General features: G+C 61.1%; 14 protein-coding genes. 7 read left to right on the forward strand and 7 right to left on the reverse strand.

The annotated features are described in order from the left end of the window. Positions 1-21: 21 nt before the first annotated feature. The 4 genes from ACJ8HN_RS19085 to ACJ8HN_RS19100 all read right to left on the reverse strand — a co-directional run bounded on the left by ACJ8HN_RS19085 (position 22) and on the right by ACJ8HN_RS19100 (position 2735). Positions 22-855, reverse strand: a complete 834-nt coding sequence (locus ACJ8HN_RS19085; RefSeq protein WP_033938358.1) for a replication initiator protein A — start codon at positions 853-855, stop codon at positions 22-24. Between the two features lie 26 nt (positions 856-881). Further along, positions 882-1166: a helix-turn-helix transcriptional regulator gene (locus tag ACJ8HN_RS19090; RefSeq protein WP_033938359.1), complete on the reverse strand. Its 285-nt coding sequence runs from the start codon at positions 1164-1166 to the stop codon at positions 882-884. An 83-nt stretch (positions 1167-1249) separates the two neighbouring features. After that, positions 1250-2047, reverse strand: coding sequence for a DUF2285 domain-containing protein (locus tag ACJ8HN_RS19095; RefSeq protein WP_033938360.1), 798 nt, complete (start codon positions 2045-2047; stop codon positions 1250-1252). 337 nt (positions 2048-2384) lie between these two features. Then, positions 2385-2735 carry a DUF2958 domain-containing protein gene (locus ACJ8HN_RS19100; protein ID WP_033938361.1) on the reverse strand — a complete coding sequence of 117 codons (351 nt, stop codon included), beginning with the start codon at positions 2733-2735 and terminating at the stop codon, positions 2385-2387. Between the two features lie 304 nt (positions 2736-3039). On the opposite strand from ACJ8HN_RS19100, the gene ACJ8HN_RS19105 reads away from it, so the two are divergent. Genes ACJ8HN_RS19105 through ACJ8HN_RS19115 form a run of 3 tightly spaced genes read left to right on the forward strand, consistent with a single transcriptional unit; the run spans position 3040 to position 4530 of the window. Next, complete coding sequence (locus ACJ8HN_RS19105) at positions 3040-3333, forward strand: helix-turn-helix domain-containing protein (RefSeq protein WP_071556405.1); 294 nt, start codon at positions 3040-3042, stop codon at positions 3331-3333. A gap of 13 nt (positions 3334-3346) precedes the next feature. After that, on the forward strand, positions 3347-3634 hold the full coding sequence (locus ACJ8HN_RS19110; RefSeq protein WP_033938362.1) for a hypothetical protein: 288 nt from the start codon (positions 3347-3349) through the stop codon (positions 3632-3634). Continuing rightward, entirely contained in the window at positions 3634-4530 is an 897-nt protein-coding gene (locus ACJ8HN_RS19115; RefSeq protein ID WP_033938363.1) for a TIR domain-containing protein, read from the forward strand. The genes ACJ8HN_RS19110 and ACJ8HN_RS19115 overlap by 1 nt, the downstream gene beginning before the upstream one ends. Before the next feature lie 42 nt (positions 4531-4572). Here ACJ8HN_RS19115 and ACJ8HN_RS19120 read toward each other — a convergent pair whose 3' ends face one another. Then, entirely contained in the window at positions 4573-4887 is a 315-nt protein-coding gene (locus ACJ8HN_RS19120) for a DUF736 domain-containing protein (protein ID WP_033938364.1), read from the reverse strand. A 1150-nt stretch (positions 4888-6037) separates the two neighbouring features. Between ACJ8HN_RS19120 and ACJ8HN_RS19125 the strand changes: the two genes are divergently transcribed. From ACJ8HN_RS19125 to ACJ8HN_RS19135, 3 genes are all read left to right on the forward strand, one after another. Next, complete coding sequence (locus tag ACJ8HN_RS19125; RefSeq protein WP_014819627.1) at positions 6038-6658, forward strand: LysE family translocator; 621 nt, start codon at positions 6038-6040, stop codon at positions 6656-6658. Positions 6659-6708: 50 nt separating this feature from the next. Then, complete coding sequence (locus ACJ8HN_RS19130) at positions 6709-7998, forward strand: ISL3-like element ISPst9 family transposase (RefSeq protein WP_033939138.1); 1290 nt, start codon at positions 6709-6711, stop codon at positions 7996-7998. Positions 7999-8125: 127 nt separating this feature from the next. Then, positions 8126-8842, forward strand: coding sequence for a hypothetical protein (locus ACJ8HN_RS19135; protein ID WP_079388463.1), 717 nt, complete (start codon positions 8126-8128; stop codon positions 8840-8842). Positions 8843-9013: 171 nt separating this feature from the next. Here ACJ8HN_RS19135 and ACJ8HN_RS19140 read toward each other — a convergent pair whose 3' ends face one another. Then, positions 9014-11056 carry a ParB/RepB/Spo0J family partition protein gene (locus ACJ8HN_RS19140; RefSeq protein ID WP_042933701.1) on the reverse strand — a complete coding sequence of 681 codons (2043 nt, stop codon included), beginning with the start codon at positions 11054-11056 and terminating at the stop codon, positions 9014-9016. An 85-nt stretch (positions 11057-11141) separates the two neighbouring features. Then, positions 11142-11969: a DUF932 domain-containing protein gene (locus ACJ8HN_RS19145; RefSeq protein ID WP_042933702.1), complete on the reverse strand. Its 828-nt coding sequence runs from the start codon at positions 11967-11969 to the stop codon at positions 11142-11144. A 592-nt stretch (positions 11970-12561) separates the two neighbouring features. On the opposite strand from ACJ8HN_RS19145, the gene ACJ8HN_RS19150 reads away from it, so the two are divergent. Continuing rightward, the gene (locus tag ACJ8HN_RS19150) at positions 12562-13422 is read left to right on the forward strand and encodes an AraC family transcriptional regulator (RefSeq protein ID WP_230201525.1); all 861 of its coding nucleotides are present in this window, start codon (positions 12562-12564) and stop codon (positions 13420-13422) included. The last annotated feature ends 26 nt before the right edge of the window (positions 13423-13448 follow it).

The raw sequence follows: 13448 nt of genomic DNA on the forward strand, positions 1-13448 counted from the left end.
CGTCCACAGGCTTTACCGCAGTTATCCCCGTGCCGTATGCAGCACGGGCCGGAAGGTCAGCAGTTCCAATCCTTCGTCCGGCATCGCCTCGATGCCGAGAACGTAGCCGGGCAACGACTGCCGCGCCACCAGGACGCGCAGGTCGTAGGCGAAGTCCGAGAAGCGTGCCGCGCTGCCCGACTTGCGGTGCAGGTGCCGGAAGTCGAACTGCCAGCCGTCCGGCTGCTTGCCGCCGTGCTTGCGCACGAGGCGGTACAGCCAGCGTTCGATGCCGCCTTTGAGGCGGAAGTACGCGGGGTCGATGGTCAGCACCAGGGCGGCGTCCACCACGCCCGCGTAGAACCAGTCCGGCAGGATCAATTCGAGGCCCAGCGGCACGCCGCTGGCGTCGGCCAGTTCCTTCCACTCGTTGATCCACGAGAAGCGATGCAAGCGCCTTCCCGTGGTTTCGCGGATGGACGTGGCCACGCTGGTCGATTGCAGGCGATCCAGCGCGGCCTTCAGGCGCAGGTAGTCGTTGAGGGATGTTCCTCGTCCAATGAAGCGCAAAATCTCGTAAGGCGTGGCGCGTATCCAGCGCGACGGGCGTATGCCCGCGTCGCGCGCTTCCACGATCTGCGAGGCCGCCCATATCAACACGTCGGCATCCCATATCGTGGCGATGCCGTGCTCGGCCGTGCCTTCCACGCGGATGGTGATGTTCCCGCTGCGAAAGTCGATCGGCGCCGTGCGCCGCGACTTCGCCAGCGAGAAGAACGGAAAGGCCATCAAGTCCTGGCTGTCGCGCGGTGCTATGTCGCCGGGCAAGGCACGGAACAGATCGAGCTGTTCGCGCTCCTGCCGTGGGCTGGACATGACGGCAGCCACCGGCAAGCCAACGATCAGCGGCCATCACGGTAGTCGCCCGCGTGGCGTTCGGCGTATTCCGGGTCGGACGTGGCCTCGTAGCTGCGCTGGTCGGCCCAGGCATCGAGGTCGGCCACCGCGTACATGACACGGCGGCCGAACTTGCGGAACTTCGGGCCGCCGCCGATCACGCGCTGCTTTTCGAGCGTGCGCGGCGACAGGCGCAGATACTCGGCGGCTTCGTCGTTGGTCAGGTAGCGTTGGGGCTGCGCGGGCGCAGCGACAGCAGCGGCGGCAGGCCGCAAGGGTGCGGGTCGCATGGTGTGAACCTCCATCGGTCGGCAAAGCCCGGCCACACAACGCGGCCGGATGGAGGCAGTCTCAAGAAAGCAAGGCTTCCTGCTCAGGGACGTTTTGCAGGGGATGCAGCGCGTCCCTGTGCAACGGACGGAAGCTGTGCCAGGCGGCGATAGCCGCCGCGCATCAGCGCATCGCCCCGGCGCACCAGCCGGCGAACGCGGGCGCGCAAGGCGCTGTCCGCGTGCCAGTCGTTCGCGACCGCATCGGCGCCGAACAGCCCTTCGGCCACGTCGCGCAGGGATGCGCCCGCAAGGGTGCCATCGAGCGCCTGGAGCGTGTTCAACTCCAGCAGCGCAGCGGGTGTCGGCCGCGACCGTGCCGTTCCCGCCGGCGCTGCATCGCCGGCGGCGGCCAGCTTGTCCAGTTCGGCCGCCAGCGCCTGATAGCGTCCGCAGGATGCGGCGCAGGCGCGAATGGCATAGGCGTAAGCCATGCCGTCGGCCAGGGCGGGAGCGATCACCAGCCGCAGGCAGCACCCCGGCCAGCGTGCCAGCACCACCAGGCGCTTGCCATCGTGGATCAGATGCTTCTGGCCGGGAATGCGCCAGAACTCGAAGGCCAACGCATCGGGTGGCGGGTCGGCATCCGGGTAGAGCTGAACCACTGTGTCGGCATCGGGGAACCAGATCGGATGCGCGTCGCGCGCATCCAGGGCGGGATCTTCCAGCAGGCGCAATCCCCAGCGCGCGGCGGCCTCTGGCCGACGGCGACGGCGCAGCCAGTCGCTGCGGTAGTCGGGGTGGCGGCGCAGGTATTCCCACGCCAGCGCGGGGCCGTCGAGGTGCAGCGTGTAGAGATACGCGGCGGTCGGATACCAGTATTCGGCGCTCGGGTCAGCCATGACGCAACCTCCTGTCGTTTAGCAGGAACGTCGCCACGGATTCCGGCGTGCAAGAGCTATCGAGTCGCCATCAAGTCGTCATCAAGATCGGGGTAAGCTGTAACTGCTGGTGTCAAGACTGATTCGCTCCAGGGCATTGCGGAAATCGTCTGAATGCGACGGCTGCACCTCCGCAAAAATGGTGCGCAGCATGGAGCACCGTGCAGCAGCCCGCGCCAAAGATCATGACTGTTTCCAGCAGAAGCGCACCGCTTCGGTGCAAGAGTGTGGATTCAGACCTTCCGGGTCTTGAGTAAGACTGAAATAGTCAGAATGCGCTGTTGTTGACTGGGGTTGGTCAGTCAGTGATCGAGCCGTTTTCCTCGGCCAGCCGCAGGTACTCCGACAGCAGCCGCACCGGCTGGAAGTGGCGATCGCGCATCACCGGCTGCTTGCGCGGCCCGACGATGGACGCCAGATCGGACAGCTTCACATGGCCCAGGCCGGGCATGCCTATTCCCAGGTCGAACAGACCCCATGCCGTATCGCCATCGGCCGGGTCGAGCGCGGCCAGCAGCCAAGTGGCGTGCGCGTCAGGAGTGAACAGCCGTACCGTCGGCATCGGGTCGATGCTCCGACCAGCGGCGCGTGCCTCGCCGACGGCGAGCAGTTGCGCCCGCTGTTCAGCGGTGACGAGCGGCTGGGTCATGGCTCGAATCCCCACGCACCCGAGCATGCACGGATACGATTTTCCACCGAAGCGCGGAACCGCTGAAGCGGATGCGTGCTTTGGCGGAAAAGCACGAAGGCGCAAGCCATCGAATCCGTACATGCACAGAAACGACGAAGCGGAATTGCGCAGGCCAGGAAAGACACGGAGGCGGTTCCCCGCTTTTGAAGAAAGCCGCCGATGCGGATTTCAGTAAAGACACAAAAACACGAAATGAACACTATAGATTGTAGCCCTATAGGATGCAACAGGTTGTCATTCTGGATTTTGGGGAAAGTTCAGAATGACAGCGTTTAAGCCATCGTTGCCCGATGCACTGCGGCGGATCAGAAAGGCGCGTGGTCTGAGCCAGGAGGCGTTCTCGGATGTGTCCAGCCGAACTTACCTCAGCTCTCTGGAGCGAGGGCTGAAAAGCCCAACATTGAATAAGATTGAAGATGTTTGTGCCGTGCTGGATGTTCACCCACTCACGCTGCTGGTCCTTGCGTATGCAGGTAGTGATCCAAAAAGCGTCCACGAACTGATGGATCACATTGCTCGGGAAGTTTCATTATTTTCCGAGCCTCCGAATAAATAACAGGAGGTGAGTCGTGTTCAAAATTACCGGACTGGATAAGCTTCAGAAAAACCTGAAAGATGCGCAGCGCGCCTTGAGTGAGTTAGACGGCGAACTGGGGGTCGTAAACTTTGATCCACATGATCCCGCCAGCATTGAGGGCGCAATTCAATCGGTCAATCGAATGATCGACGAGCGCTTAGGGGAATATTCTTCGAACCCTATCGTTGGCCCTCTCGCAGAACAAATGAAGGAAAAGTATCGGGAGAGTATTCTTGAAAAATCGGCAGAAGCTAGATTAAAGTCGGATGAGGATGAGTGATGGCTAAAGACTTATTCTCGGAAATAAACAATGCAGTTCTAGACTTGCAGTCCTCACAGCTTCAAACCTACGAAAGACCGCTCAAAAAATTGGCTCAACTGCTACGGCATCCCGACCTTGAGCCATACAACGCCGAGCTCACGGAAGGTCTCGACGTTGAGGCGTTCATCGCTGAAAGTGAAAAGACCGGGGGCAGCATGGTTGGAAGCGCCCAGCTTGCTTGGCCAGATGAGCCCAATCAGGTGCTGGGGTTGACGTTGCTTTTAATCGAGAAGCTGGCGGCAGACCCCGGCTACGCTACCAACTTCGGACACCATTTTTTCTATTCCGGAAAAAAGATCATTGCTGGAATCCACGCACTTACTGGCCAGCTAATCATTCCCTTTGTGCGAGATTACAAGAGTTATATCCAGGCCAAGGGGAGCACGGATGTCATGTTAAAAGCTCAATTTTCGCGCAAGGTCTTTATTGTTCACGGTCACGATGATGGTGCTCGTGAAACAGTGGCACGATTTCTTGAGCGAATCGGACTTGAAGCCATCATCTTGCACGAACAGGCTAACCAAGGACGAACGATTATCGAAAAAGTGGTCGCACACAGTGATGTTGGTTTCGCAGTAGTTCTGCTTACGCCAGATGATGAGGGCTGCGTAAAAGGAGGAACGCCTGAGCCCAGAGCCCGTCAGAATGTGCTTTTGGAGTTGGGGTACTTTATTGGTCGCCTGGGCAGAGACAAGGTATGTGCTCTCAAACGCGGGGCGGTGGAAATTCCAAGCGATTTCGCCGGTGTCGTTTGGGAGACGATGGATAGCAGCGGGGGCTGGAAACAGGCACTTGCGCGTGAGCTTGAAGCTGCCGGTCATAGCATCGACTGGAATAAGGTCATGCGTGCATAGAGTTGTGCCCCGCCGCAATGGGCGGGGCGCGGTGGGCGGCCGTCAGGCCGCCTTGGGCTTGCTGCGCGACCAGATCAGGTCGTGCGTGCTGTCCTCGTTCTCGATCAGGCGGGCATAGACCGTCGCCGGGAACGAAGGATCGTCGAGGGATACGGACACGTAGGGCCGCCCGGCTTCGCTGGTCTTCTTCCACGCCGCGCCGATGTCGTGGCCGGCCGCCTGAAGGCGGAAGTCGGGGGCGTTCTCGGTGTCGCCCTTGTCGTTGGGAATCAGCTTGACCTTGACGTTGAGGGCCAGGGTGCGGAGCTGGCCGGTGAAGCCGTCTTTCTCTGCGGTGAAGGTGCCGATGTTAGCCATGATGTTTCTCCTTTCGGGTTGAACAAGGTCGCGCCAGTGCGTCCTTGTTGTGATCCGGCCGGCGGGGGATGGGCTGGCCGCACCGCGCAGCGGTCGCAACACCGTGGAGAACCTGGAAGCGAAAAGAATTTGTCCCGCGAGGAAGCCGCGCAGCGGCGGGGAAATTGTTTTCGCTGGAAGGTTGCGGCCATGAAGCCCAAGGCGTAGCCATTCCCTCGCCAGGATTCACGACAAGCCAAGGACGCACGGGCCGCCCGCTCCCGAATGGAGATATGGCCGACTCGGTATCCCCGCGTGTCGGCTTCACCGGCTTGCGCCCTGACGCGGGCAAGGCCAACCCCCCAACGACAAGCGAGAACGCCTCTTGCCGCAGATTGCGGCGACGGGCTTGATGCGTGGCGTGGATGCTCCATAGCGAGGCCGGGTGGCGTGTCGGTGAACCGTCCTTCGTGACGTACAGGCGACGAACTGCCAGGGTCGAGGACGGCACGCTTTCGTGCAACCTGCGGCAGCAAGCCGGGGCGTAGGCCCACAAGCCCCGATCATTGCGGCGGGGCGCTGCCTTCACCGCAAGCGCAGCGCGCAGCGCCGCAGGCGCGAAGGCGCGAGGGATTGAAGCCGAATGGCCGTGACGGCAAAGACGGCACGGGGCGCAGCCCGAAAGCCCGGCGGGCATTGCGCCGACACGCTCATAATTTTGGGTATGCGGATTTAATGGTTGATATGTGAAGTAGAAAGCGGAAGGGAAAACTAAATCCACAACGGACTAAATGGTTGATAGCTAACCGTGCCGGTCTTTCCAGATCCCCTTCCCTATAGCCATATGTAGGGAACACTTGAAAACTAGGCATATCTGTCTTGACAATAGCCCCGGTACAAGAAGCGGGTGTCGTTGTGCTCAGCCAGCCTTTCTTCGCCAAAAGCAATATTGCCACGAAGAGTGGTAGCCTACGGGCTCAGTACCTCCCCAGTTGGGTCATCGCCCGGCTAGAAGGTATTGAGGCGGCTCGGGGTGCATTGCACCATGTCGCGCCGGTCGGCAAGATGGAAGACTACATTGAGCGGATGTTGCGTAATGTCACGCCCTACTTGAACGAGGTGCACTGACCATGCATATCCAACCTACTCCCTTGAGGTCACAACAAAGCTAATGATCGATCTACTTGTTTTCCTCCCGGCATGTTTCGCACTGAACCTGGCGTTCGGCCCCAATAACCTCGTTGCGATGACACACGGTGCGCAAAAGGGCGTAGGGTTTTCCTTTATGGCAAGCACAGCACGGCTTGCCGTCTTCGTGCCCATGATTGCTGCTAGCGCGCTTGGTTTAGGGATGCTTTTGTCTGCTTCGGCGTTGGTCTTCAACGTGATCAAGATCGTTGGTGCCGCCTATCTGGTCTGGATGGGCATCAAGCTCCTCAGAACAACATCTGGCTCGACTAACCTAAACGCAGATGCAATGAAACCTTCGCTTCGTAAGGCATTCCGTAGTGAGGCGCTGATCGCCATCAGTAACCCCAAAGCAATCCTCATTTTCGCGGCATTCTTCCCGCAATTCGTGGATATAACGAATTACTGGCTGAGCTATGCAACTCTTGGGACGGTTTTTATCGCGCTAGAGGCCGTTGCAATAGCGATATATGCGTCAGCAGGGCGTTTTGCAGCAGCTTTCGCAGCAAACAAGCTGCACTGGTTTCAACGCGCCTCAGGTGGAGGAATGATTGCTTTCGGCATCCTGCTTCTTCTTAGTCGCCAACCTTCGCGTGTTGCCTAGGTTCTTAAGAACGCTTTAGCCAGTTGCTAGTCGTCTTAAGAGAATAACGTATGACCGAAATGCCCGACAACATCCTGCACCTGCCCTCATACCAGGTGCTGGGCTGCAAAGCCACCGACGATGAAATGCACTTCCAGGTAGACGCGCCCGATCCCATTGCTTGCGAGGAATGCGGGGTGCAGGGTGAGTTCGTGCGTTTCGGCAAGCGTGATGTTCCCTATCATGATCTGCCCATCCACGGCAAGCGGGTCACCCTCTGGGTGCTCCGCCGCCGGTACATCTGTCGGGCCTGCGAGGCTACCTTCAGGCCCCAGCTACCGGAGGTGGTGGACGGCTTCCGCATGACACTGCGGCTACATGAATACGTAGAGAAGGAGTCCTTTAACCACCCCTACACTTTCGTGGCGCAGCAAACCGGATTGGACGAGAAGACGGTACGGGACATCTTCAACGCCCGCGCCGCGTTCTTAGGCCGCTGGCACCGCTTCGAAACGCCTCGCATTCTGGGCATCGACGAGCTGTACCTGAACAAGCGCTACCGCTGCATCCTGACCAACATTGAGGAGAAGACCCTGCTCGATCTGCTGGCCACTCGCCGTCAGGACGTCGTGACTAACTACCTGATGAAGCTGAAAGACCGGCAGAAGATCGATATCGTCAGCATGGACATGTGGAATCCATATCGAACGGCGGTCAGGGCGGTGCTGCCACAGGCCCGCATCGTGGTCGATAAATTCCATGTGGTGCGCATGGCCAACGATGCTCTGGAGAAGGTGCGCAAGGGGCTCCGGAAAGAGCTGAAACCAGCCCAGATCCGAACCCTCAAGGGAGACCGGAAAATCCTGCTGAAGCGCGCTCACGAAGTCTCAGACCGGGAGCGGCTGATCATGGAAACCTGGACAGGCGCATTCCCGCAACTGCTGGCTGCCTACGAGCACAAGGAGCGCTTCTACAGCATCTGGGACGCCACCACACGACCCCAGGCAGAAGCCGCCCTGGACGAGTGGATATCCACCATCCCGAAGGGCCAGAAAGAAGTCTGGAGCGATCTGTTTAGGGCGGTGGGCAACTGGCGCGAGGAGATCATGACCTACTTCGAGACGGACATACCTGTCACCAACGCTTTCACGGAGTCCATCAACCGACTGGCCAAGGACAAGAACCGTGAAGGACGAGGTTATTCCTTTGAGGTGATGCGGGCGCGAATGCTCTACACCACGAAGCACAAGAAGAAGGCCCCGACTGCGAAGGTCTCTCCGTTCTACAAGAAAACCATCGGTTACGGACTGCCAGACCTCGCAGAGGAGCTCAACTACGGGGTCGATCTATCAACCATCTGAGGGTAGCATCAGGTTGGTGAGGGGAAGGTGCCCCATCAACCATTAAATCCGCATACCCATAATTTTTAGTGGGTCACGCTAAACTGCCACGAAGCGATACGCCACCGGATAATTTATGGGAGATCTTATGGAAGGCATGCCCTCTTGGGTTAATACTGTTATTGCCGTTGGCGGTGTCCTAGGAACGATAGTTACCGCTGTCGCAACTTTTTTTCTATGGCGCGTAACCAAGACTCTTGCGCATGAAACGACAAGGATGGCTGAAGCCGCAGCTCAACCACATGTCGTCGTGACACTCACTCCCAATCGGTGGTCAATGCGGCATTTTGATATTCACATCGACAACACCGGAAATGCGACAGCATATGACATTTCTATCGCCTTCGATCCTCCACTAGAAAATGGGGAGGCACGCGGAGACCGGGTCGAAATCCCATTCCAGAAAATAAGTGTCCTCAAACCCGGTCAAGGCATGGTGAGTTATTTGTCTGAATTCGGAAAACTGAAGGGCAAGACCTACGAAGTTGACATTAGCTGGAAGCGTGATGCGTCCAGCCAACAGCGTCAGAAAAATTCATATACCTTAAGTATGCTCGACCATGAGGGAGTCAGTCGTCTCGGAGATGAGCCATTGGTTGAGATCGCCAAACACATCAAGAAAATTGAGGAAAACTGGAGTCCGGTTGCCAAAGGGAAAAAACGCACAAAGGTAGATGTGTTTAGCGGTTTTGATAGGCTGCATGAGCGTCGAGAAGCGAATCGGATGCGTCGTCAGTGGCAAAGAGAACAAGAGGCTCATTCTTCAAAGAATGCGCAATCTGACACTCCGAATTCTCAGCAATAACTCGTTTTAAATCCGGGCGCGGACACCGACGCGCCCGGATTTGCTTTTCACAGCGCCCAGGACGGAACGGCCTGGGCGCTGTGCTTGCTGACCGCGTTATTCCTGCGCCTTGATGAATCGCACAAAGCGAAGCGCCCCGGTTGTGGCCGAGGCGCTTACCTTCCGCAAAGTTCAAGCGGCCAGCGCCTGCGTGAGTTCATCCGCCATTGCTTCGGCATCCGCCGGGGCGTTGTCTTGCTCCTGCATGGTTTCCGACGTTTCAGCCTTGAAGATAGCAGGCATCCAGCTCGTACCGTTCGCCAGCCGTTCGGCTTCGCTGGCAATGTCGCCTTTCTTCAACTTCGCCAGCCGGGTGATGTGTGCCGGGGCGTACTGCTCAACGGCTTCCAGAATCGCGGCCTTCGGTACATGCTGGAAGTAGCCGTCTGCGGTCGGCTTCCACCATGCCGCCATGTCCAGCCTCACGGCCTGCGCCAGTTCCGCGCCCGGCTGCTGTGCTATAGCGCGGGGCGTCACCACGTCCACCGTGGACGCCACGCACACGGCCAACAGGCGCACCAGTTCATCCTGCGGCTTCGCCAGCAGCGCGGCGAACAGTTCGGCGCTGTCCTCCGGCAAGGCTTCACCCGCCACCTGTTGCAGTTCACGCAGCGCCACGGCGGCGGGCGATTCCGGCCAGTCCGGGGCCATGCCTTCCAGCCGGTCTTGCACTTTCATGCTCACGCCTAGCGGCAGGTCGTGGCCGTAGTGGCTGTCCTGCAAGACGGTCTGCACCATGCCATGCACCAGCGCGGCCAGCGCGACTTGCGGATGCCGGGCGACTTCGATTTGCAGCGCGGCGGTGCGGTGCGCGCTCAACCGCTGCGCCAGCCGGTCGGACAGGCTCGCGGCCTTGGGCGGCTCGGCGTCCTCGCCTTCGTCGTCGTTCCCGGCTTCGCCTTCCGCGCTGCCGAAACCCTGCCGCAAGCGTTCCAGCGTGCGCAGCGCCTTGGCTTCGGCTTCGCGCAGCAGCCCGCGATGAATCACGGCTTCTCCCTCACGGTCGAGCGTGACGATGGCACCGGCCACGGCGCGCACGTCCGGGGCGTAGCCCTGCAAGGCTTCCTCCACGGCTTGCAGTTCCCCGGCGACCTGTTCGCGGCGCGGTTCCAACGCCTCGGTCTTGTCCTCGTCCTCGGCGTCGTAGGCTTCTTCCAGTTCGGCGTCGATCTTGTCGAGGCGGCTTTGCAGCGAGGCAATGCGGCGGGCTTCGCGGGCGGTCGGTTCGCGGCGCTGGCGCGGCGCGTTCTGGAATGCCTGCCGCTCGGCGTAGCTCATGTGCGGCACGGCTTCCACCCACGCCCAACCCTCGGCGCGCACGTTCCCGGCCAGCGCATCCAGCTTGCCGCGCACCAGCGTTTCCAGCAGCGCGGGGTCGGTCAGGTAGGTTCCGGCATCGCCTTCCGCGAACAGGTCGCGGCGGATGCCGCCGCCCGCCGCCGTGTAGGCGTCCAGCCCGGCGAAGCGCACCAGCGGATGCGTGGCGTCGATTTCGCGCTCGGTCAGGCGTTCGCGCAGCGCGGACGCGCCACGCTGCCATTCGGGCGCACCGTAGAACGCGGCTTCCTGCGCGGCGTGGTCGTCGGTGATGCTCAGGGCCATCAACTGTTCCAGCGTGACGGCTGCGGCCCGGTAGTCGGTCAGCAGGCGCGGCGAGACGTTGGCCAGCTTCAAGCGGCGCTGCACCACCAGCGGGGACACGCCGAAGTCGGCGGCAATGTCCTCGATGGGCCGGCCTTCCTTGACCAGCGCGGCGAAAGCCTCGAACTGATCGGCCGGGTGCATCTGCTCGCGCAGCAGGTTTTCCGCGAGGCTGACGGTACGGGCCGAAGCGTCGGGCACCAGCAGGCAAGGCACCTCAAAGTCGGCGGCGATGCGCTTCTTTTTCGCCAGCAGCTTCAACGCGGTCAGTCGGCGGTCGCCGGCCACCACTTCGTATTGCTCGCCATCGGCGGTAAGAATGACGACGAGATTTTGCAGCAGGCCAATGCGGGCGATGCTCGCGGCCAGTTCGGGAATGGACAGGCGCGGGGTCTTGCGTGCGTTGCGCTTGGAGCGGCGCGGCAGCAACTGCGAGAGCGGAACCAAAATCAGGTTCTTGGTCGGGTCGGCCACTTCCAGCGGCGCGGCGGCAGTTTCGATGGCGCGGGTTTCGGTTTGAGTAACGGCTTTCATGGTGATAACTCCTAGCGATTGGGATGCAGCAGCGAGAGCAGCGAGAGAAGCGGCAAGGGCTGCTGCCTGCCCCTGCCGCGTGGGGTCAGGCTTTCAACTGGCGCATGCCATCGGCCAGCAGCCAGAGCGCACGGTTGAGGCGGATGTTTTGGTCGATGCCCTGCACCGGGCGGGTTTGCTGGCGGCGTCCGTTGGCGCTGCGCCCGCGCAGGCCGCCTTGGGTCAAGTTCTCTTGCGTGCGGTTGAACACACTCCACAAGTCCGGGCGGCGGTCGTCGTGGCGGCGCGGCATCAGGATTTGCGATTCCGTGATGGGCGCGGGCTTGTCGGGGTCGTCGTACTTGAGGGCCAGCGCAGCGCGGGCAAACACTTCGGATTCGCCATCGTTCAAGGTGATGGCGCGCATGGAATCGCGGGATTCCTCCACGCGGTCGAAGCCGCTCAAGACTTCGTAAGCGCCTTCGATGACCAGTCCGGCCACGTCGCCTTTGTGGGGTACGCGCACATCGGCCACGGTGTCGCCGCAGACAAGACCGTTGCTGCACACGAACCGAAACATGCCCGCGAGCATTTGGTAAGAACTCGTGCCGTCGTGGGAATTGAGCAGCACGATTTCATTGGCTTCCGCGCCGTTGATTTGGCTTGCATGGCGCAGGCGCAGCATGTGTTTGGTGTGTTCGCGCTTGCCTTCGTCGCGCACGCGGGTCTGGCACGCCATGAAGGGCTGGAACCCTTCTTTGCGAAGCTCCGCCAGCACGGCGGCGGTCGGGATATAGGCGTACCGCTCGGAACGGCTTTCGTGCGGCGCGTCCGCGAAGATGGACGGCGCGACCCTGCGGATTTGATCGTCGGACAGCGGGTAATCGCTGCGCAGCGAGGGGGAACGGGAAGCGAATCGGGATGCGAGTTGCATGGCATTTCTCCTGACGAAAAGGGTTTGCTGTTCAAACCGCACACCGGATTCCTAGATTCGGAGCCCAGCCTTTCGGCTGTTCGGTGCGGTCGGCACGAGGAACCCGGTTGGCCCTGTTGCCACCGTCTTTCCTGAGTTCATCGCCCGCGACGGTCAGGAGCGCGCGGACGGGGGCCGTCAAGGAAACAAGCGCAGGGTTGGTGCGGCCCGCAGGCGCAGCCGAGGACACGGCCCTGCGCGCCTTGACGGCACACGGCCGCGGGCTACAGTCGCGGACAAGGTGATGAAGTCAGGGGAGACGGCTGGACAAGGCAACGGCCGCCTTGATGTGCAGACCGCACGCAAGCGAAGCGCGCAGGCCCGGAGCTGGAAGCCGGGCCGTAGGCGTCAGGGATGGAAGCCCGTCAGGGGCGAGACTCGTGCAGCGAGGCTCGATGCAACGCACGACAGCGCGACCCGCGCCATGCTTCTTGGCCGGGGACGCTAATGAATGGATGCCTGTTCCAGGCCCGGAAGCTAAAATTGCCAGCGACCCAGGGGTGTCTGTTTCCGAGACACCGCACCTTTCAGAACAACAATGTGCGAAGACTGCATGGACGCCGATCTCGAAACGATGACTAGCCGTCCGGACTGTGCAGGCCAATGCAGCGATACCCAGGCATTCTGGCGCGATCCGGCCTTGCCCTTCGTCGAGAGCCGCCGCGCCTGCCAGAGCCGGGCCTGCTACAAGCCCCACCATCACCCGACCTTTTCCATTGGTGCCGTCGATGGCGGCACCAGCGTTTTCACCGGTGCCGCCGATGGCCCGGTTCTCCTGTCCCCTGGCACGCTCGTCTTCGTGCCCGCATCACGTGTCCATGCGTGCAACCCGGCTCCGGACACCGCCTGGAGCTACCAGATGCTGCACCTGGACGCCGCGTGGCTCCAGGCTGTTCGGCGGGAGTACGCCCGAACCGACGCGATGGACGACGAGCCGGTGCGCATCGTGACCGATCCGGCGGTCTATGCGCACTTCTGCCGACTCAACGTGCTGCTGTTCAAGGAAGGCGACCCGATCGAGAAGGAGGCCGCGCTGATCGAGTTCGTCGGGGACTACGACACCGAACAGGGGCTCTCCATCAAAGGGCCGACCGTGCCGTCGAACCTGGCGGAGCGGATTCGGCCCGCCCTGGACTGTCTGTGTGCTTCGCCCACCGCCACTACCACCCTGGAGAAGTTGGCAGACCTGGCAGGCATGAGCCGCTATCAGGTGATCCGGGCATTCCGCGCCGTCACCGGCATGACGCCGCACGCCTGGCAACTCAACCAGCGCGTCAACCTCGCCAGGGAGTGGATTCGCAGCGGTGACAGCCTTGCAGACGTGGCCCAGCATCTCGGCTTCGCCGATCAGGCCCATTTCCAGCGGGTGTTCAAGGCGCATGCCGGTGTGACGCCCGGCCGTTTCCGGGCCTGACGCCGCAAGCGGCGCGGCTGCAATTT

Source organism: Serratia sp. CY29653 (assembly GCF_052169255.1).
GTDB classification, from domain to species: domain Bacteria; phylum Pseudomonadota; class Gammaproteobacteria; order Enterobacterales; family Enterobacteriaceae; genus Serratia; species Serratia sarumanii.